Source organism: Deltaproteobacteria bacterium (genome assembly GCA_026388545.1).
In the GTDB taxonomy this organism is placed as follows: Bacteria; Desulfobacterota; Syntrophia; order Syntrophales; family UBA2185; genus JAPLJS01.
In genome coordinates this window covers 40,531-60,634 of the sequence record JAPLJS010000044.1, presented here as the reverse complement: position 1 = coordinate 60,634, position 20,104 = coordinate 40,531, and the positions used below count along the sequence as shown (strand labels likewise).

19 protein-coding genes are annotated in these 20,104 nt (G+C 48.3%); 5 read left to right on the top strand and 14 right to left on the bottom strand.

Annotation, left to right across the window (positions count from 1 at the left end):
* From NTW12_04835 to NTW12_04805, 7 genes are all read right to left on the bottom strand, one after another.
* Nucleotides 1–859 (bottom strand): PAS domain S-box protein (locus tag NTW12_04835; protein ID MCX5845671.1); only part of this gene is annotated, 859 nt, incomplete at its 3' end.
* 105 nt (nt 860–964) lie between these two features.
* Nucleotides 965–1,360 carry a PAS domain-containing protein gene (locus NTW12_04830; protein MCX5845670.1) on the bottom strand — a complete coding sequence of 132 codons (396 nt, stop codon included), beginning with the start codon at nt 1,358–1,360 and terminating at the stop codon, nt 965–967.
* Nucleotides 1,361–1,492: 132 nt separating this feature from the next.
* Complete coding sequence (locus NTW12_04825) at nt 1,493–2,113, bottom strand: hypothetical protein (protein ID MCX5845669.1); 621 nt, start codon at nt 2,111–2,113, stop codon at nt 1,493–1,495.
* Complete coding sequence (locus NTW12_04820) at nt 2,095–2,886, bottom strand: 1,4-dihydroxy-6-naphthoate synthase (protein ID MCX5845668.1); 792 nt, start codon at nt 2,884–2,886, stop codon at nt 2,095–2,097. Before NTW12_04820 ends, NTW12_04825 begins: the two co-directional genes overlap by 19 nt.
* The gene (locus NTW12_04815) at nt 2,883–3,944 is read right to left on the bottom strand and encodes a CofH family radical SAM protein (protein MCX5845667.1); all 1,062 of its coding nucleotides are present in this window, start codon (nt 3,942–3,944) and stop codon (nt 2,883–2,885) included. The genes NTW12_04820 and NTW12_04815 overlap by 4 nt, the downstream gene beginning before the upstream one ends.
* Nucleotides 3,941–4,801: a menaquinone biosynthesis protein gene (locus tag NTW12_04810; GenBank protein MCX5845666.1), complete on the bottom strand. Its 861-nt coding sequence runs from the start codon at nt 4,799–4,801 to the stop codon at nt 3,941–3,943. Before NTW12_04810 ends, NTW12_04815 begins: the two co-directional genes overlap by 4 nt.
* Complete coding sequence (locus tag NTW12_04805; protein MCX5845665.1) at nt 4,798–5,922, bottom strand: CofH family radical SAM protein; 1,125 nt, start codon at nt 5,920–5,922, stop codon at nt 4,798–4,800. The genes NTW12_04810 and NTW12_04805 overlap by 4 nt, the downstream gene beginning before the upstream one ends.
* 196 nt (nt 5,923–6,118) lie before the next feature.
* Here NTW12_04805 and NTW12_04800 point away from each other — a divergent pair, with 196 nt between their 5' ends.
* Together NTW12_04800 and NTW12_04795 are read left to right on the top strand one after the other, a co-directional pair.
* Complete coding sequence (locus NTW12_04800) at nt 6,119–7,417, top strand: phenylacetate--CoA ligase (GenBank protein ID MCX5845664.1); 1,299 nt, start codon at nt 6,119–6,121, stop codon at nt 7,415–7,417.
* 28 nt (nt 7,418–7,445) lie between these two features.
* The gene (locus NTW12_04795; GenBank protein MCX5845663.1) at nt 7,446–7,880 is read left to right on the top strand and encodes a hypothetical protein; all 435 of its coding nucleotides are present in this window, start codon (nt 7,446–7,448) and stop codon (nt 7,878–7,880) included.
* A gap of 2 nt (nt 7,881–7,882) precedes the next feature.
* Here NTW12_04795 and NTW12_04790 read toward each other — a convergent pair whose 3' ends face one another.
* Together NTW12_04790 and NTW12_04785 are read right to left on the bottom strand one after the other, a co-directional pair.
* Nucleotides 7,883–8,398 (bottom strand): cob(I)yrinic acid a,c-diamide adenosyltransferase, encoded by a 516-nt coding sequence (locus NTW12_04790; GenBank protein MCX5845662.1) that lies wholly within the window; start codon nt 8,396–8,398, stop codon nt 7,883–7,885.
* Entirely contained in the window at nt 8,395–9,108 is a 714-nt protein-coding gene (locus NTW12_04785) for an MTAP family purine nucleoside phosphorylase (GenBank protein MCX5845661.1), read from the bottom strand. The genes NTW12_04790 and NTW12_04785 overlap by 4 nt, the downstream gene beginning before the upstream one ends.
* A gap of 156 nt (nt 9,109–9,264) precedes the next feature.
* Between NTW12_04785 and trxA the strand changes: the two genes are divergently transcribed.
* The 3 genes from trxA (at nt 9,265) to NTW12_04770 (ending at nt 13,549) form a co-directional block, all read left to right on the top strand.
* On the top strand, nt 9,265–9,597 hold the full coding sequence (gene trxA / locus NTW12_04780) for a thioredoxin (protein MCX5845660.1): 333 nt from the start codon (nt 9,265–9,267) through the stop codon (nt 9,595–9,597).
* A gap of 3 nt (nt 9,598–9,600) precedes the next feature.
* Nucleotides 9,601–10,317, top strand: a complete 717-nt coding sequence (locus tag NTW12_04775; GenBank protein MCX5845659.1) for an outer membrane protein assembly factor BamD — start codon at nt 9,601–9,603, stop codon at nt 10,315–10,317.
* A gap of 295 nt (nt 10,318–10,612) precedes the next feature.
* Nucleotides 10,613–13,549, top strand: coding sequence for a PAS domain S-box protein (locus tag NTW12_04770; GenBank protein ID MCX5845658.1), 2,937 nt, complete (start codon nt 10,613–10,615; stop codon nt 13,547–13,549).
* A gap of 107 nt (nt 13,550–13,656) precedes the next feature.
* Here the strand turns inward: NTW12_04770 and NTW12_04765 are convergent, their stop codons facing one another.
* The 5 genes from NTW12_04765 to NTW12_04745 form a co-directional block, all read right to left on the bottom strand.
* Nucleotides 13,657–15,006 (bottom strand): CoA transferase, encoded by a 1,350-nt coding sequence (locus tag NTW12_04765; protein MCX5845657.1) that lies wholly within the window; start codon nt 15,004–15,006, stop codon nt 13,657–13,659.
* 6 nt (nt 15,007–15,012) lie between these two features.
* Nucleotides 15,013–16,341 carry a CoA transferase gene (locus tag NTW12_04760; protein ID MCX5845656.1) on the bottom strand — a complete coding sequence of 443 codons (1,329 nt, stop codon included), beginning with the start codon at nt 16,339–16,341 and terminating at the stop codon, nt 15,013–15,015.
* Nucleotides 16,342–16,443: 102 nt separating this feature from the next.
* Nucleotides 16,444–17,514 (bottom strand): 23S rRNA (adenine(2503)-C(2))-methyltransferase RlmN, encoded by a 1,071-nt coding sequence (rlmN, locus tag NTW12_04755; GenBank protein MCX5845655.1) that lies wholly within the window; start codon nt 17,512–17,514, stop codon nt 16,444–16,446.
* Nucleotides 17,474–18,694, bottom strand: a complete 1,221-nt coding sequence (locus tag NTW12_04750) for an NADP-dependent isocitrate dehydrogenase (GenBank protein MCX5845654.1) — start codon at nt 18,692–18,694, stop codon at nt 17,474–17,476. Before NTW12_04750 ends, rlmN begins: the two co-directional genes overlap by 41 nt.
* Before the next feature lie 122 nt (nt 18,695–18,816).
* Nucleotides 18,817–20,091 carry an SAM-dependent methyltransferase gene (locus tag NTW12_04745; protein MCX5845653.1) on the bottom strand — a complete coding sequence of 425 codons (1,275 nt, stop codon included), beginning with the start codon at nt 20,089–20,091 and terminating at the stop codon, nt 18,817–18,819.
* Nucleotides 20,092–20,104: the final 13 nt, after the last annotated feature.

Here is a 20,104-nt window from a genome sequence, read left to right as displayed (position 1 = left end):
GCGCTTCCTCAGCCCGCTTGCGGTCGGTGATATCGATAAAACTTTCAACATAACAATCCCTTCCTTTGATGGTAATAGGATAAACGGTTTTCAGGATGTCTTTAAGATGTCCATCAGCATGGATGAGCTTGCGTTCAGAGTTATCGACACTTTGACCGAGATCTTTGACCGGACATTTGCCTGCCTGGGCAGGACAAACCAATGAGTGACAGATCTGTCCTATAATCCTCTCTTTGGTCAGCCCGGTCATTTCTATGGCAGTCTGATTCGCTTCAATAATTATCTGAGTGTCCCTGTCAATAATGAGAATACCGGTCCCTACTGCATTGAAGATTGCCTGTAGTTTGGTTTCATTATCCCGCAGCGCTCCCTCCGCCCGCTTGCGGTCGGTGATGTTGCGTGCAACAGATATCAATCCTACGATTTTGCCGTCTTCCACTAAGGGTGAACCGCTTACCTCACCTATTACCCTCGAACCGTCCTTCCGGATAAAGACATATTCAGCCGTGGGCACGGTACCCCCGGCGAGAGTCTGAAGGGCATCTTTAAACGCAGCCTCAAGGGACTCCGGCGCTAACACGTTAATGTCATTAAATGGTTTTCCAACGAGTTCCTCTGTGCGATAGCCAAGATACCGTTCTACAGAGGGTGATACGCTGGTCACTCTAAAATCACAATCCAGGGTGTATATAACATCCGATGAATGCTCAAACACTAACCGTAGTCGTCTCTCGAAGTCGTGCAGCGTTTTCTCCGCCTGCTGACGCTCTAATTCCGATTGCTCCAACTCTGCAATTCTCTGCCTTAGAGAATCCAGTTCCTGGATCAAAACCTTTTTTGTCTTGGATTGATCTTCCATCGGGTTACCCCCCGTATGTTGAGACGAATCATCAAAAGTTTCTTATCATTATTGTAAAATATTGTTTATTATCAAGTTGATAATAAAAAAACGGCTTATCTTCCCCTAATAAGAGTTATCCACAGCCGTGCCTGCTGCCTCTCTGAAGCAAGGCAGGCGCGGCTGTGGATAACTCGCTGATGTCATATAATCCTCATATTTTTTATCTAAATATCTTTTATTGACGATAAGATACCTGCCCTGTACATTCTTGAAAAATATCATATCAGGTATCGCTTCGATTAATGCGTTAAGATGCTTATTAGCCTCCCGCTGTGCCTGCTCGGCAGTCTTCTGCGCAGTGATATCGCGGATAATCATGCTTGTCCTTTCGCGCCCACTCTTGTCAGTGAATATTGTGGAAGAACATTCCCCAATGAATTTTGTCCCATCCTTCCATACAAAAGCAATTTCACCTCTCGCCCTTACTATTTCTCTTCTTTCCTTCCATAATTCCTCCACAACGAGAGACAAAAAGAGGGAAAACTGTTAATAAATTTCATATACTCCTATTTTTAGGAGTATATTCTTCATCCATGTAAATATCAAGGATTTTAGCTCCTTACTGAAACAAGACAAAATTACGCATCGGGTTTATTTCAGTTGTGGCAACACCTTGTCACGGAAAAAATGGAAGAACGAATCCCGGCAAAGTACGATATTCTTTTCGATATCGCGGCTTTCTATATGATCCGGTGTATCGCTGACAAATTTGAAGAGATAACACTTCGTGTGAAATTTCCTGCATGCCTGTACCACGGATGCCCCCTCCATATCGACAAGTTGGGCGTCCGGGGCGATCCTCTGCCTTTCGGCGGAGTCGCGCACAGGCTTGTCCTGCGTGGCCAGGATGGCGGTCGGAAATCCGTCTATAACATCCGGGATATGAGTATGGTAGACGCCTGTCCTAAGCTCCGGCCGGTCGGGCTCGATAACCTTCGTGATGTGACGGCATTCCCCAAGCCGGTATGATGCACTGACAGCCCCCGCCGCGCCTGCATTGCAGAGGCACACCGGACGATAGCGCTGGATAAGGTAGGCGCAGGCCATGGCGGCGTTCGCCTTGCCGATTCCTGAAATAATGAGATATATGCGGTCTCTTCCATAGACTGTGAAAGGTTCCGTTTCGCATTCCGTAAGAGAAAATCCGCTGATGAAAGGTTCCGCCTCCAGCATGGTAGCGATTACCAGCCCGATTACAGGATCGCCTGACATTGTGCCATCTCCTCCAGGGTTTTAATCGCTCTCCTGCCCGTCTCGCCCAGTGAGAGGGTGAAGTCGTTCACGTAGAGCGAGATATGGTCCGAGATCACCTGATCATCGAGTTCCTGAGCATGCAATTTAATGAAGTCTCTGGAGGCTGCCGGCTTATTCATGGCATGGGCGACCGATGCCTTAAGCAGGGATTCGACGGCGTCCTTGTGCCGCGATATATCCCTGCGGACAGTAACGCATCCCAGGGGAATCGGCAGACCGGTCTGCGCCTCCCACCACTCGCCGAGATCGACGATCTTTATACAGTTGTATGCAGGGTATACAAACCTTCCTTCATGGATAATGAGCCCCGCATCGTACATGCCCCCGGCAATTCCGGGCAGGATTTGATCAAACCGCGTGAACTCTATATGCCTGCATCCCCTCTCCCAGAGCTGGAGAAGCAGGTACGCGGTGGTATAGCGCCCGGGCACGGCGATCCGGGCATCCTCAAAGGATACAAGCGGTTTCTTTGCGACCAGGATCGGTCCGCACCCGTACCCGAGGGCCGATCCCGCATCTAACAGTTCGTACTGATCCTTAAGCAGCAAATATGCATAAAAAGAGAGTTTGGTGACGGGGTAGGTTCCGGCAAAGGCCAGGGTATTTAATTCCTCGACATCCGCGATACGGGGTGTGAAACGGAAGGGGGCAGTATCGATGCACCCATGGATCAATGCATGGAAGATAAAGGTATCGTTCGGACACGGGGAAAAGGCAACGTCTATATTCATTGGAACGTCCTTATCTCACGATACTCCGAATCCCGCTGGACGGGAATCCTGCCCGCGTCTCTGATGACGTCAATGAGTTCCGCCATATTGGTTCTGGTCTTGATACCGGTGGCCTTCACCACCACCTCTTCCGTGAGCACGCCGCCCATATCATTGGCGCCCATCGCCAGCGCGATCTGCGCCAGTTTCATGCCTTCGGTAAGCCATCCCGCCTGGATATATGTTATATTGTCCAGGAAGATGCGTGAAATTGCCACAATCCTGAGATAGTCGATTCCGGTTGCAGGCTGCATATTCTCCATGCGTGTCCGCGCAGGGGAAAAGGACCAGGGAATAAAGGCGCGGAGTATCCCGGTTTTGTCCTGCACGGCGCGCACGACTTCAAGGTGGGCGATTCGCTCCTCAAGGGTTTCGCCCATGCCGTAGGTCATGGTGGCGCTCGATTTCATGCCATGACGCGAGAGTGTATCCATGACCGTGCGCCATTCTCCTTTCGTAAGCTTTCCGGGACTCACCTTGCTGCGAATCCTGTCCACAAGGAGATCCGAAGCTCCCGGAACGGAATCAAGCCCGGCCGTTTTCAGCCTTTGTACCACATCATCGAGCGAAAGGCCTCCCCGGCGGGCAATATGGACCAGCTCCGCCGGTGAAAAGGAGTGGAGATAGACATCGGGGAAATATTTTTTGACGGTCGCTACCATAGTAGTATAGAAATCCAGGGTGTAGTCCGGATGCAGACCGCCCTGGAGCATGACCTGCGTGCCGCCCATGGCCGTCAGTTCCTCCACCTTACGCAGGATATCGTCGAGGGGAAGTTCATACGGTTCGATCTGCCCCGCCCGCGCATGGTAGGCGCAAAATGCGCATGATGCCGCGCAGACATTGGTAAAGTTGATGATACGGTCTACGATAAAGCCCACCTTATCATCAGTGGATGCAAGCCTTGTCCTATAATCCGCGGCCATGCCGAGCTCGAGAATATCCCAGGAGAAAAGACCGACGGCCTCCTCGGAGCTGATGCGCTTTCTCGCGTAGATTTTTTCCTTAAGGTCATTCATAGAAAAACTCCGGCCTGCGGCGCTTGCCCTGGCTCCACTTTTGTCACAAAAAGGTCCATATATTTTACGGCATTCACTTTTTTGAGGAGGCCCAGTTCACCGGCGAGACGGAGGTAAAAATTCAGTGCACCCTTCAATTCGGAAGTGAATGTGTACTCCAGCGACTGGTAGTACGAGTCGATGTCCCATTTGACGGAGGGGTATCTTTCTTCCGCTTTTTGAATCAGTGTTTTCCGGTTATGATCAAGGCAGGCCAGCGATTGGTGGTAGGAGTCAACGACAGCCCCGATTGTTGAGAGATTTTTCTCAATGGCCGATTTCCGGATGGCGAATACGGCGAATACCACGGGATACCCCGTCTTTCTCAACCACAGATCGCCGAGATCGTAGGTATAGGGAGAAACTCCCTGTGTCATCGCCTCATTGCCGATGACAAGGGCGGCATCGAGCTCTTGATCTTTCAGGGAGGGGTTGGGGCCTGTCGCCACATAGACCGGTTCAAGAGAGTAGTAGCTTCCGAGGAGAATTTTCAGGAACACCACGGAGGTCAGCGATGCACTGGAGAGCCCGACTCTTTTTTTGTCCAGCTCTTCAATGGGGACGAGGCTTTTCAGGATTACCGAATGCACGTATCCAACTGAGCTGAGACAGAAATCGGGAAGGAGCACCACCTCTTGTTCTAGCTCGGCGTATGCTGCCGCGGAAATCGGGCTCATGTCGAGTTCCCCTTTTACCATCAACCGATTCAGTTCACTGGGGTAGCGGGGAAATATCTGCACATCCGGAAGGGGGCTGATCTCGAACATGTGGTAGTAGAAGGGATAGCAGTTCAGGTAATCGATGTAGCCTAACTTCATTGCGTGTTCCTCGTTTCGTAATTGGCAGCCGCCCTCACCGGGTTCAGTCCTGAGAGCTCGATAAGTCTTCGCAGGTGTGACTCGCTTCCGCTGTCGGGTGTGGACGCTCCTGCCGCGTGTACTATCTTTTCATGGTGGTAGGTTCCGCCGAGATCATCGACGCCGAAATGGAGGAGTGTCTGCGCCATCTTCTCCCCGACATACATCCACAGGGCTTTCAGGTGCGGAACGTTGTTAAGGACGATGCGGCTCGCAGCATACAGGCGGATATCTCCAAAACCGGTGGTCTCAGACCGTCGGGAACGAACATCCGTATTGGTGTCGTGGTAGGCCAGCGGCACAAAGGTCTTGAACCCTCCGGTCTCCTCCTGAAGGGCTCTGATCTGTAACAGGTGATCCGCGATATCGACAGGTCGTTCAATGTGGTTATGGAGCAGCGTGGCGTTTGTCTTCAATCCGAGCCTGTGCGCGGTGCGCATGACCTCGAGCCAGCGCGTTCCGGATATCTTCTTCGGGGCGATAACCTCCCGTATTTCCGGGGCAAAAATCTCTGCCCCTCCTCCGGGAAGGGCGCCCACGCCAGCCGATTTCATCAGAATAAATACCTCCTCCAGGGGGAGGTTATTGATCCGGGCGAAATAGTCATACTCGACCGCGGTAAAGGCGACGATGAATATATCCGGCTTGATGGACTTTATCCTTCTTAGCATCTCTAAAAAGTAGTCGATCTTCAGTTTCGGGTTGAGACCGCCTACAATATGCACCTCATCGATGCCGCAGGATGCCGCATTTCTTACCTTGATCTCAATCTCGTCCAGGGTGAGGGTGAATGCATCAGCAGCATCCTCCGAACGCGAAAAGGCGCACAATGGGCAGCGCAACTCGCAGACATTGGTATAATTGAGATTCATATTAACACTGTAATAGACAGCATCGCCATGCAGTTTTGTCTTAAGGAAATGGGCGATCAATCCCAGTTCCAGAATGTCGTGTGTGGCAAGCATGATAAGAGTATCGGACTCATTCACCGGTACTCCCTTCACGACCTTTTCGGCGATGCCCTGGAGTTTTCTGCTTTTTATCCTGTCTGAGAGGTTATCTGTTCTGGTGAAGTCGCGCAAATTTCTACTCACGGTAAATTTTTAGCTGTCTATACAAGTTTATCACTCCATGTTGCAACAAAAAAATCCTCTCTACCCCGGTGTGTCCGTTTACAAGGTCTAAAAGATTGGTTAATGCAGTTATTGATAGATTTGCCTTGATAAAACTTTGAACGAATTGTAAGAGTGACACCCGAGAGAACCATGGAGGCCTGATATGTACTGGGAAAAAGATATTGAAACGATGGATCGAGCAACGCTGGAGGCCTTCCAGCTCGCACAATTTAAGGAGATCGTCAAAAATGCGAAGAAATCCATCTATTATGGAAAACTTTTCCGGGACATTGGACTGGATACGGAACAGATAGACTCTCTTGATGTTATCAAAAAGATTCCTTTTACCACAAAGGATGATTTGAGAGAAAACTGGCCGTATGGTCTTCTTGCTGTTCCAAAGTCTGAATTGATCAGAATGCATGTGTCTTCAGGAACGACCGGCCGGGCTACGGTAGTATTTCATACAGCAAGCGACATCCAGGCATGGACGAATGTCTTGGCCCGCTGCATCTATATGGCGGGCATGAGAAAGGACGATGTCTTCCAGAACATGATGACGTACGGTCTTTTCACGGGCGGTCTTGGTTTTCACTATGCCGCCGAAAAAGTTGGGGCTCTGGTAATACCGTCAGGGGCGGGCAATAGCAAACGTCAGATTCAACTGATGCGTGATTTTGAGACAACGGTTATCCATATAATACCGAGCTATGCCCTTCATCTCTCAAGGGTTTTTGAGGAATTAAAGGTTGATCCCAGGAAAGATACAAAACTAAGGATCGCTTTTATCGGGGCTGAACCGCATTCTGAAAAGATGAGAAAAGTAATTGAGGAGATTTACGGGCTGAAAGCATACAATTCCTACGGCCTTTCCGAGATGAATGGGCCGGGGGTGTCTTTTGAATGTCCCTATCAGAACGGGATGCATATCTGGGAAGATCATTATTTTGTGGAGATCATCGATCCAATAACCCTTAAACCCGTTTCTGATGGGCAAGAGGGAGAACTTGTCTTGACCACCCTGATGAGGGAGGGTATGCCCGTTATCAGATATCGGACAAAGGATCTGACACGTATTATCCCCGGACCGTGTGAATGTGGGAGAACTCACCGGAGGATCGACCGTATCAAAGGAAGAACCGATGATATGATGATTCTCAAGGGGGTCAATATTTATCCCATCCAGATCGAAAAGAAGCTGATGGAGATACCCGGCGTGGGGACTAACTTTGTCATTATTCTGGAAAGGGAAGGGTATGATGATGATATGATTGTCAAGGTGGAGGTACAGAAGGAATTCTTTGACGGTGATTTAAAACAGCTTGAAAATTTAAAAAAAAGGATCGTTGATGAATTGAAAGCGGACATTTTGATTACACCGAAAGTTAACCTGGTCGAGCCGAGGAGCCTTCCCATAAGTGAAGGCAAAGCGGTCCGGGTTATCGATAACAGAAAAGAATAGATGAAAGCAGGGGGTTGAGAAGAGACAAATGACTCACAGTGATGCAGGAAATTATAAAGCGAAACATTCGTCCGATGTTACGGTCAATGCAAAAATTGCACAGGCAGTGGAGAAGAAAGCCGTCGATAGAATAATTACATGTGCTGATTCCAGCGATATTGCCGGCGATTTACACGTGACGATGCAGGAGGTTGGCGTTACTCTTGATCTGATGGAGATTCGGCTCGGCAAATGCCAGTTGGGACTTTTCGGTTACAGTACGGAAAAAATCGTTGTTACACCCGCTTTAATCATCCCCGGCGAACTGGAGAGGGCCATACGCAGCGATCTGGTAAACAACCGCCTTCCCTGTGCGGCTGCCTGGAATATTGCTGAAAGATTCGGCATTCCGAAAATGGAAGTCTCATCGGTATGCGAGGCCTTAAAGATTAAGGTAAAGCCTTGTCAACTGGGGGCCTTTTGACGTTATCCGTTCTGCTCTTCATACCGCGCAAGCACAAAGAGCATATCCGCTAATCTGTTGAGATATTTGTGAATATCAGCATTGTGGATGAGTCCGTCATCCTTAAGCCTGGCAGCTTTCCTTTCCGCCCTTCTTATAATGGTTCTGCCCACATCGATCTGGGCTGAAACAGGGGTTTCCCCCGGGTAGATAAATTCGTTCTTTAAAGTGATAGTATCCTGCAGCTCATCAATGATTTTTTCCAGGCGCCGAACATCTCCTTCGCCGATTCTGTGAGTAAGCTTCGATGTATCTTCCGGTTGACTGGAAAGCTCCGCGCCCATGGTGAGCAAGTCTTTCTGCACGCTGAGGATAACGTCTTTGATATTTTGGTTTTTTGTTGAAGCTCTGGCAACACCAAGTGCAGAGCTTGCCTCATCTAATGTTCCGTAAGTCTCCGGTCGTGCATCGTATTTCGGGACTCTCTGCCCGCCTAATAAACTTGTTTCCCCGCCATCACCTTTCGTGGAAAATTTCATTGCGTTCTCCTTTCGATGTATCTCGTGACAATTTTAAATATGATATCAGCATTTCTCCGGGCATGCAGCAGTATTTCATCTACCGTCAATTCCTTTTCTCCAAGACCATGCCCATAATTATCTACGGAACATAAGGAAGCATAAGACAGGCCTAATTCCTGTGCAACCACCGCCTCGCTTGCCATTGTCATCCCGACAAGATCGGCAAATTGGGACATCATCATGATCTCAGCCTTGGTCTCAAGCCTCGGACCTGTTGTTTGCCAGTATGTTCCTCCATTTACGACATCAATTCCGCAGTCTCGGGACGCCTCGATCCATTTCTGCCGGACTTCAAAACTGAGCTTTGGTGTGATATGGAAGGCTGCTCCGTGAACTGCCGTTGGTGTTCCGGATACCATGATAAAGTCATCCGGCACGGCGATCATACCGGGTTTAAGGTTTGGCTTAAGAGACCCTGTAGAGTTGATACCGATGACCTCTTTGATGTTAAGGTCCTTTAACGCCTTCAGATTGGCCTGATGATTAATCAGGTGAGGGAGAATGTGGTGTTGGGGGTCTTTACCGTGTCTTGGTATGAATGCAATGGTCTCTGAAAAGAAAAGAAGCACCTTGCCGAACTCCGTTACCATTTCTCTTTCTTCCAGATTGTCGAAGATGCCTTTTCGCTGCAGAAGAATAATACCAGAGATGACGCCAAGAGGTTCCATTTGATTTTCCTGCGAGACTCCTGTAATTGATGTGCGTTCTTATAGCAGATTCACGTTGGTCTGTCAAACGGACAGGGCCATAATTAAATAGCATTTGACATTATTTGCTTCTCTATGCCATATAATCCCCAACAATAGTGATAAGGAGAATTTCGTATGGGTAAAGAGGAATTTTTAGTTCACGTGAGTGACGATAATTTTGAACAGGAGGTTATCAAATCGGAAAAGCCTGTTCTTGTTGACTTCTGGGCGCCATGGTGCGGCCCCTGCAGGGCAATAGGGCCGGTTGTTGAAGACTTGGCAGAAGTATACAAAGACCGCGTAAAGGTTGCAAAACTCAATATTGACGACAATCCCAAAACCGCGACAGTCTACGGTGTAATGAGCATACCGACCATTGTCCTCTTCAAGAATGGCAATGCCCTGGATAAGGTCGTGGGACTTGTGCCTAAAGATCGTCTTGAAGAATTGGTGAAAAAGGCTCTGTAATCAATGATCGAAGGAATACGCGGTAAAAAAACAGTTTTAATTTTTGTCTTTATTGCCATATTCTCCCTGTCCGGATGCGGCTGGTGGAAGGACCTATGGGGGCGTGGCGACAGAACGAAAATCACCCCCGAGGCGCTTTATCAGAGAGGATTTGAGGCATATCAGGATGGCCGTTACAAAAAGGCAATCGAAAATTTTCAAAGGCTAAGGGATGAGCATCCTCTGAGCAAGCTTGCCATTCTTGCTGAAATGGGGATTGCTGATTCTTATTTCAGTGATGAAGAGTATGGTGAAGCCGAGATGGCATATAATGATTTTATAAACCTTCATCCAACGAATGAGAATATTCCCTACGCAATGTATCAGCTTGGTATGTGTCACTATAATCAGATGTATACCATAGACCGGGACCAGACCGAGACTGCTAAGGCCAGAAAAGAATTTGAAAGGCTTATTGCACGGTTTCCAGGCAGTAAATTTTCTTTCATGGCGGAGAAGATACTCAGAGAATGTAAAAAGAGGCTTGGGGAACACGAGTTCTACGTGGGGGAATTTTATTTCAAGAGGAAGCAATATAAAGCCGCTCTGAAGAGATTTGAAACAATCGCACGCGATTATGCGAACATTGGTCTGGATTATAAAGTGAATTACTTTATTGTTGAAACAAAGAAACGGCTTGCCCAGGAGGAAGTGAAAAAAGAATCAAAAATCAAAAAATAGAATCGTCAGTTTTCAATCAAGACTCCTGAAATATACTCATTGAAGCTAAAGCTCTGAAATCTTAGAAGTAAAATTCATAGTTAATGATTTCGTAAAATGTCGGATTCGCCTCAAATTGTCATTCCCGCGAAGGCGAAAATCCAGTAATATTAAATAGTTTTGGACTCCCGCCGGAGCCTGCCCTCGAATGCTCTTGTCGGGGGCGGGAGTGACAGGAATTTTTGCTCCTTACGAATGCGTCGTAGTTTGTTATTATAATTTGTAAATCACTATAATCATTAAGGAACAATGGGTAATGCGTCTCATTTCTCATGAAAGTGGGCTTTTGCGGTATCGCTGGATGATAATCCACCTGATTCTTCTTTCTGCCGTTGTTGTCGCCGGATGGTTTGTAACGGTTTATTTAGGCGACAAAGCCAGGCAGGAAATAATCGGGGGCAACGAATCTGCACTATCAATACGCTCAACCCATCTGACTGATGAGTTGAAAAAGATTGAAGGAGCCGTCAAGGCCATGGCAGGTTCTCCCTGGATCGTCTCGGCATTGATTTCACGCAAGAACCATGATATCGTGCAGGCAAACTCAGCGTTAGACAGGTATAACACAGCCTTGGATGCCTCCGTCAGTTATCTTATCGACAGCACGGGGGTGACTGTTGCTTCTTCCAACCGTAACGATCCGGACAGCTTCGTTGGAAAATCCTACCAATTTCGCCCGTATTTCACACAGGCGATGAACGGCAACCCGGGCCGTTACTTTGCCCTGGGTATTACTTCATTGAAGAGAGGTTTTTACGCGAGCTTTCCTGTCCGGGACGGTAAAGACAGGATTGTTGGCGTTGTCGCGATGAAGAGGGATCTCGATGAGATGGAACGTCAGTTGAGCAGTTACCCCTATTGTTTCGTCGTCAATCAGCACGGTATAATTTTCCTCTCCAGCAAGCCGGATTTGCTCATGAAGAGTCTCTGGCCGATAAATCAAGCAATCGAGCGGGAGTTGCTTACATCCAAACAATTTGGTGAAAAACCATTCGATCCGGTCATGCCAAAGGAAGTTATTGACAAAACGGAAGTCACATTACAGGGGACTTCATACCTCGCCTCACGTAAGGTCATTGATCCCGAAGGATGGTCGATTATACTCATGACCCCGACGGACAGCATCACGATATATAAGTCAGTCGGCGTGATAGTAACGCTTGTCGTATGCCTTCTTATTATTATACCCCTCGCCGTCACGTATCAGACTGTCAGATCTGCGGAAGCTGTCCGGAGTAGTGAAGAGCGGTTTCAGCAGGTGGCACAGAGTTCTCAGGACTGGATCTGGCAGACCGACAGGGAAGGACGGTACATCTATTCCAGTCAGGCCGTGAAGCAGATCCTCGGCTATGAGCCGGAAGAGATAATAGGAAAGCATTACTATGATTTCTTTATTCCCGAAGAAAGAGAAGAACACAGGCATGAATTAAAGGGCTTTTTTGACAAAGATGAAGCATTTTTCCGCATTGTCAGTAGAAGGCTTCATCGGGATGGGTACCAGATTTACATAGAGGCTACGGGTTTGCCGTTAATTAATGCTGAGGGGAAAACAGTCGGTTACAGGGGTACGAACCGTGACATTACTGAACGGATCCGTGCAGAAGAAAAGCTCAGGGAGAGTGAACAGAGATTGTACAAAGTTATCCAGGGCTCCGCTATTCCTACCTTTGTCATCGGAAAAGACCACAGAATCATATATTGGAATACGGCGCTGGAAAAACTCAGCAGCATAATAGCTGAAGAAGTAGTTGGCACAACCCAACACTGGAGGGCGTTCTACAAAGAAGAAAGACCCTGTATGGCGGATTTGCTGGTCGATGAATCCCTGGAAACAATCCCACATTGGTATTCGGAAAAGTATAAAAAATCAAAGTTAGTGGCAGATGCGTATGAGGGTTTAGATTACTTCCCGGATATGGTCGGAGGAGGGAAATGGCTGCGATTTACCTCAGTAGGTATCAGGGAATCTCAGGGGAATGTGGTCGGCGCTATAGAGACCCTTGAAGATGTTACTGAAGGCAAGAAGGCTGAAGAAGAAAAGGAGAAATTGGAGAGGGGGCTCCTCCATGCCCAAAAAATGGAGGCGATCGGGACACTGGCAGGGGGCATTGCCCATGATATTAACAATCTTCTCATGGGAATCCAGGGATACGCATCGTTAATACTTTTAGATTCTGATGTTGGTGATCCTTATTACAAGAAGCTCAAAAGCATAGAGGAACAGGTCAAAAGCGGGTCTGATCTGACAGGGCAACTCCTCGGATTTGCCCGGGGAGGAAGATATGAGATCAGACCTACAGACTTAAATGAGGTGGTCAGGAAAACCTCAACCATGTTCGGGAGGACAAGGAAGGAGATAGCGATTCACCAGAAATACCAGGAAGACCTCTGGCCGGTGGAGGTTGACCGGGGGCAGATCGAGCAGGTACTCCTGAATCTTTATGTCAACGCCTGGCAGGCCATGGCGGGAGGCGGAGAGCTCTACCTGGAGACCGCCAATATAGTCCTGGATGAAAACTATGCAAAAGCTTCTTCCGTAGCTCCCGGAAAGTATGTGAAAATATCCGTAACGGACACGGGTACAGGGATGGATGAGAAAACCAGGGCGAGGATATTTGAACCCTTCTTTACCACGAAGGAAATGGGCAGGGGAACCGGACTCGGTCTTGCAACGGTCTATGGCATTATCAAGGGTCACAAAGGAATCATCAATGTTTACAGTGAAAAAGGTCAGGGAACGACCTTTAACCTATATCTCCCCGCTTCGGAGAAAGAGGTGATACGGGAAAGGAAGGTATCTGATACATTCTTAACGGGGAAGGAGACCGTTCTTATCATTGACGACGAAGAAATGATCCTTGCGGTTACCAGGGAAATGCTGGAGAGTCTTGGTTACAAAGTTCATACAGCCGGGAGAGGCAGGGAAGCCATAAATGCTTACAGTGCGAAGCAAGAAGAGATTGACCTCGTTATTCTTGACATGATCATGCCGGAAATGGGGGGTGGGGAAACCTTTGACCATCTCAAGGAAATCAATCCCGATATTAAGGTGATCCTCTCCAGTGGATATGCTTTAAACGGTCAGGCGAACAAGATCATGGAAAGGGGTTGTCGGGCCTTCATCCAGAAGCCTTTCACCGTTATGTCCTTATCTCAGAGGGTCAGGGAGGTGTTGGATATATCAGTAAAGTAATGTCCCTTATTTTCTGAAGTGGCTTATACGGAACCTCATGTTCCGGCCGGTGAGGATACAATTCCGGCCGGAACATCGCTTCAACCAGTTTTTGATTGGTAATTTATTTAGACAATACCATTAGTTGCCAGTTCTTTCAGTTTTACCGGACCATATCCAAGATACTTCAGATAAATAAATCCGTTGTCGTAACCGACAGGCCGGCATACCCATTTGGTTCGGGGCGGCGTCTCCGTCGCCTTCCACTGCGCCTGGGCGCACAGCACAGAGCCGTAGACAGGATCCTGAACCGGTGTGAACATTCCCCGATCCAGCCAGGTTTCATCGTGCATCGCTTTCCAGGGTGACATGATCTCCGCCACGACCGGAGTGATAGGCGCCAACCGGCCGCTTTTCGCGTATTCAACCGATTTTTTTGTGAGTTCCTCACTCGTGTACTGTGAAGTTAATGGATCGATCATAGACTGATATTTGAGCTGCCAGTCTTTTTTCATGAAAGGCGCAAGGGTAGTCCATTCCTCGGCTTTCCACTCATCGTATTTTCCTATCATATCCACGAAGGCCTTCCACATCTCCAAACGGAGACCGCCGAGGAAGACACCGCCGTCTTTAGTCGGATAAAAACCATACAGCCATAAAGCCGTGTCAAGACTACCGAAGCGCTCGTTGATAACTCCGCCTTCGCCGTACCACATGAGTTGGTAATCGTTCAGGCGGCCATAGGCTTCCGGGGTGGATACATCGATGGCCTGGCCTTCCCCTGTCAGGTCTCTATAATAGAGGGCCGCCAGGACGCCCATAGCCGCGTAAGTACCGGAGACAGACCACGCAATCCAGGGTCCCGCTTTTGTGGGAACTGCGTACGGCATTTCTTCCACGGTTTTCCCTTCCGGCAAAACCTCTCCCGTCGCATACTGTATGCTGGAGCGGGCCTGGGATACGTTGTCATAATCATACTGTTTTCTTCCACTCTCCGGGCCAAACTGGCCGAAGGTGGAAATGGATGTAAAAATGAGGCGGGGATTGATCGCGGAAAGCTCTTCATAGCCGATTCCCCACTCATCCATGATCCCTGCAGGATAGGTCTCAATCAGGATGTCCGCCTGACCGACAAGGGATCTGAGGATGTCCCTTCCTTCTTCCGTTTCCAGGTTCAATGTTATATGGTACTTGTTTCTTCCCTCCTGGAGATATGCAAGGCCCGTATCTTTCACCATGATCCCGTTTGGAGAATAGGTCCTGACCAGATCGCCTCCCGGCGTCTCTATACGAATGGTCTCTGCGCCGAGTTCGGCAAGCAGTGAAGAACAGTAGCACCCTGCCATACTCCGTGAACTTATATCGATTACCACAAGGTCGTCCAGAGCTTCAGGTTTCTCGAAGGTCTTCGCCGGATCGTCCAGTGACCTGATGTGGTCCGCCCAGTCCGCCCATTTTGCTCTTTTGTAATCTGCCATGGCTTATCACCTCCTTAATATAGCGCCTGATTGTCCGTCCCAATCTGAGGGCGGCCTGCGACCCTGCTGGTCCTTCCATTTTCCCAGTACCCCGTGTGCATAGAGTTCGTTGAGCTGGATCTGGTTCCTCCCGAGAATCTTCGTCATGATGTAGTCGTTATCAAAACCGACGGGTCTGACACCCCAGCGGTGTTTCGGCGGGGTTTTTGACATCATTACGGGGAATTCGTGATCCACGTACTTCCCGTAGAGGGGGTCGTCGATCTCTTTGATGAAGCCACGGTCCCTGCGGTGGGTATCCTCAAATTCATCCTTGGCGGTGTGAAGCCGGCTCGCCGCGAAACCGTGGTGCTTGCCAAGGTTTTCAATCTCGTCGGCCGTTTTGGTGACTGCCCAGTCGGCAATGATTTTAAGGATGGTCAGGGCATTTTCATCTTTAAGCCGGGTCGCATGATCCTTAAATCTGGGATCTTCAGCCAATTCCAGCTTACCTATAGCCGTACAGAGTCCCTTGAATTCATCCGGCGCCGGAGCCGCAAGAGCCGCAAAGTTTCCGTCTTTACAGAGGAATGTATCGGCAGGGCAGATACACTGGTCTCTGTTTCCCGAAGGTTCCGCTCCCTTGCCTGTCATCTGCTGGTAGGGCCATACCCACCCCATGGCGCGCATGATATTCTCGCTCTGGGACATTTCGATATACTGTCCTTTTCCCGTTTTTTTCCTATGATGGAGAGCCGCCAGCACCGCAACCTCTCCCATCATGGCCCCGTAGACGTCGCAGATCCAGATGCTCTGCTTGAGCGGGGGCCGGTTCGGAAAACTGGATAACCAGGCATAGCCGGAAAGGGCCTGGGCCGCACCGTCGTTAGATGGGCGGTCCTCCTCGGCATAACGGCCCCACTGGCCGAATCCGTTCTTTTCAATGTAAATAATACCGGGGTTTACTTTCTTGATATCTTCATAACCGATGTTCCATCGATTCGTTACCGCGGGGCGGAGGTTGAACTCGACAATGTCCGCTTTTGCGCAAAGCTCTTTGAAGATATTCTGCGCTATGTCGATGTGGAGATCCAGCGCCATGTAATATTTCGATGGGTTGATGTGGATGAACATGGGCCCCTGTTCCTTGTAAAACCAACCGAAGGGGTTCAGGGAACGGGTCACATCTCCTGCAGGGGGTAATTCGATCTTGATCACTTCGGCTCCCATTTCGGCGAGAAATGACGGACCGGCCGGTCCGAAGAGCAGAGTACAGACCTCTACTACCCTGATTCCCTTAAGGGGCGCCGGTTTTTTGAACTTGTTTTTGACATAATCTTTGAAGACTTCAGGCATATAAGGTCCCTCCTTTTGATCCTCATGTAGTTAATAAAAATACACGCAAACATACGCCATACATACAGTCATTCCTAATTTAAGACAGCCGGATGTTTTTTATCACCCCCTTTCGTTGGCTTGCCCGCTTAACTGACCGCAGGCCGCTAAGATGTCGCTTCCCTTGCTTGCCCGGATGATCGATGTGTAGTGGTGGTTGAGAAGGACGTGCTGAAACGCTTTAATTTTCTCCTCTGAAGGAGTTCTGAAGGTGGAGCCGGGATATTCATTAAAAGCGATCAGGTTGAGCTTGCATCTGATCCCTTTGAGAAGAAGTGCCAGCTTCCGGGCATCTTCGGGAGAATCATTAATGCCCGCGATCAGGATATATTCAAAGGTGAGCATTCTCCGCCCGGGCATGGGATAGTTCCGGCAAGCGTCAAGCAGTATTTTAAGTGGATATGTCCTGTTAATAGGCATGAGCATATCCCGTGTTTTATTATCCGGTGCGTTCAAGGAAATGGCGAGGTTGACGCAGATATCTTTTCCCAGTTGCCCGATCATCGGCGCAACCCCGCAGGTGGATACGGTGATCTTCCTGTTTGAAAAACCAAATCCGAAGTCGGAAGTGATTATCCTGATTGCCTTGACGGTATTTTCATAGTTGGCCAGGGGTTCTCCCATCCCCATCATCACGATGTTTTTGATATTGTCTCCTTCCGGCATGCTGGTCCGGAGCATGGTTATCTGTCCGGTGATTTCCGAGGGGAGGAGATTTCTTTTAAAACCCTGCTTGCCGGTCATGCAGAATGTGCACCCCATCCGGCATCCGGCCTGTGTGGAAACGCAAATTGTCCAGTGATTTTTCCCCGAAATGAGGACACTCTCGATAAAAAGACCGTCTTCCAGTCTAAAGAGGATTTTTTTCGTGCCGTCCTTTGAAATCTGTGTTCTTTCAATCTCCGGGTCTGCGATTCTGGCCAGTTCTTGTATCTGGATACGGAAGGCCTTAGAAAGGTTCGTCATTTCCTCAAAGGATCCGGCGTTCAACTGGTAGAGCCACTTCATGAGCTGACGCGCCCGGTATTTCTCCTTGCCGAAATGCGAGATAAAGACTTCGATCTCCTCGAGAGACATGTCTTTCAGGTTCGGTTTAACAGAGAAGTTTTTTTCGAAGGTTTTCAGCAATGGCATCAATGAATCCTTCCGTATGCACTTTTATATTGTTGGGGTTCTTGTCTGCTACAAGGAGGAGATCACCGGTCATGATCCCGGAGGTCACGGTTAAAATGGCTGCTTCTTCAAGTTTGTCTGCAAATGAAACCACCTCCGGGGTGGAATCAAGCTCGCCGCGCTTGCGTAAACACCCTGACCATGCGAAGATGAGAGCCATGGAGTTTGTGGATGTTTCCTCCCCCCTGAGGTGTTTGTAGTAGTGTTTCTGTACCGTGCCGTGGGCGGCTTCATACTCGAAGGAGCCGTGAGGAGAGACGAGGACGGATGTCATCATGGCAAGGCTTCCGTTTGCCGCCGCGATCATGTCGGACATCACGTCGCCGTCATAGTTTTTAAGGGCCCAGAGGATACCTCCCTCCGACTTTATGATTCGGGCCACCGCATCATCGATGAGGGTAAAAAAATATGAGATACCGGAATGTGCGAATTTTTCCTTCCAGTTCTTCTCGTATTCTTCCTCAAATATATCCCTGAACCGGGCGTCGTAGGTTTTGGAGATGGTATCCTTGGTGCTGAACCATAGATCGATTTTCTGATCGAGGGCAAAGGTAAAGCAGGCTTTAGCGAAACTTTCTATGGACTCGTCGGTATTGTGGATGCCCTGGACAATCCCCGGGCCTGTGAATTCCTTGATGGTGTGTCTGACCGGCGGGCCTCCTCCATCGGGCGTAAAAACAATCTCTGCCTTTCCCGGAGAGGGTATGCGCATCTCAGTATTGCTGTAAACATCGCCGTAGGCATGCCTTCCTATGGTGATGGGTTTCTTCCACGTGGAAACGGACGGGCGGATATTTTTTACGGGAATCGGCTTCCTGAATACCGTTCCGTCGAGCATAGCCCTGATCGTTCCATTCGGACTTTTCCATAGCTGCCTGAGATTGTATTCACTGACCCGGTCTTCATTCGGGGTGATCGTCGCACATTTGACTCCTATACCATGCCTCATAATGGCCCTGGCTGCGTCGATCGTAACCCGGTCATCGGTTGCATCACGGTTTGCGATGTGAAGATCGTAGTATTCAATGTCCATCGCAAGATAGGGAAGAAGCAGTTTGTCCTTAACCATCTTCCACATTATTCTGGTCATTTCATCGCCATCTATCTCGACGATGGTACCCCTGACCTTTATCTTCTCCATCAACGGCATTGTTTTCTCGCTTGAAGATTTTTATTTTTTGATATGAATTTCCTTCCGGTGTTATGAAATATAGGGGAAGATGTTCTTGGGTGTCAAGTCAATTCGACTACAAATTAATGAATTTAATCTAAGACCGCTGCGCTCACAAAACAGAGAAGGGCCGGCACTTTCCCAACAGATGAACCGCCACGGAGTGTTAGATACAACCTTTCCATATCCAATGCTTCCAGATGATCAATAATTTTATATCCCCTATCTGACAAAAAAGATACTATTTTCCCTTTCTCTATTCCGAATTGGGTAGGTTCACCGGGATGATTACGTTTCATAAATTCCATTAATTCTCTCACTCCAAATGAATCCAACATCTCAGGCCATCGAGAACTATAGTCAAAGCAAATAGTGCTGCCGGAAGGTGAATTCGACCTGATAAAATTCAGGGTATCATCAACAACCCTGGCCGGCAGGTAATATGTGACGCCCTCCCAGACAAAAAGTGATTTTTGATTTTTATCATAACCTGCCTGAAATAAAACATCTCTAAGGGTGTCTTTGTTAAAATTGATGGAAACAAAAATGAGTTGTTCCGGTAGTGAAATATTTGCTTGATGCAATAATTCCTTTTTACGTTGCTGAGTAGTGTGGATATCTAATTCAAAGACCCTGGTTTCTTTGATAAGGTCCTTGAAACGATAGGGTCTGCTATCGTATCCCGCTCCCAGAAATACGATTTGAGGAATATTTTCCCGCAGGGCCTGTTCTACAATATCGTCAAAGAAGGCTGTGCGGGCAATTAAGTATTCGTACATACCGGGAGGGTTTTTCATCACCCATTTCCTTACAGCGGGGTCTTTCAGGCGTATTCTTTGACTCTCAGTGAGAAATATTTCTGCGATGGTATCATTGCCTCGAATCTCTTCTCTCTCATCAATAGAAGCAAGAGTACGCAAAAAGACAGCCCCCAGAGCTGTTTCTGAGGGTTGTTGTTCAACAGACCTCTTTTTTGCATCTACGTTTGTGGTTATTATCCCCAAAATGTTGCCAAACGGATCTAATACAGTTGCTACCCTTGTACCGAAAACAGAATGAATTTCAGTATGCGGAGCCGCGCCAAATTGAAGCAGCTTTTTATACGCAAAATCAATATCATCAATCCCCCAATAGGCCACAACAGTGTCATCGCTGTTTGATGGGGAATTTGCATTTGGAGTAAGGACTAAACCGGAATTTCCAATTGGAAAAACCACAGCAAAGGGTGAATCAAAAGTGGGTTCTGTATCGAGAATTGTGCGATACCAATTTTTTGCTTTTTCAATATCTGAAACCCGGTAAGTTACTCTTTTTAAACACTGAAACATTTCGTTTCCTCTAACGTTGAGATTGATTTCAAATGTCACGACACGGAATCCG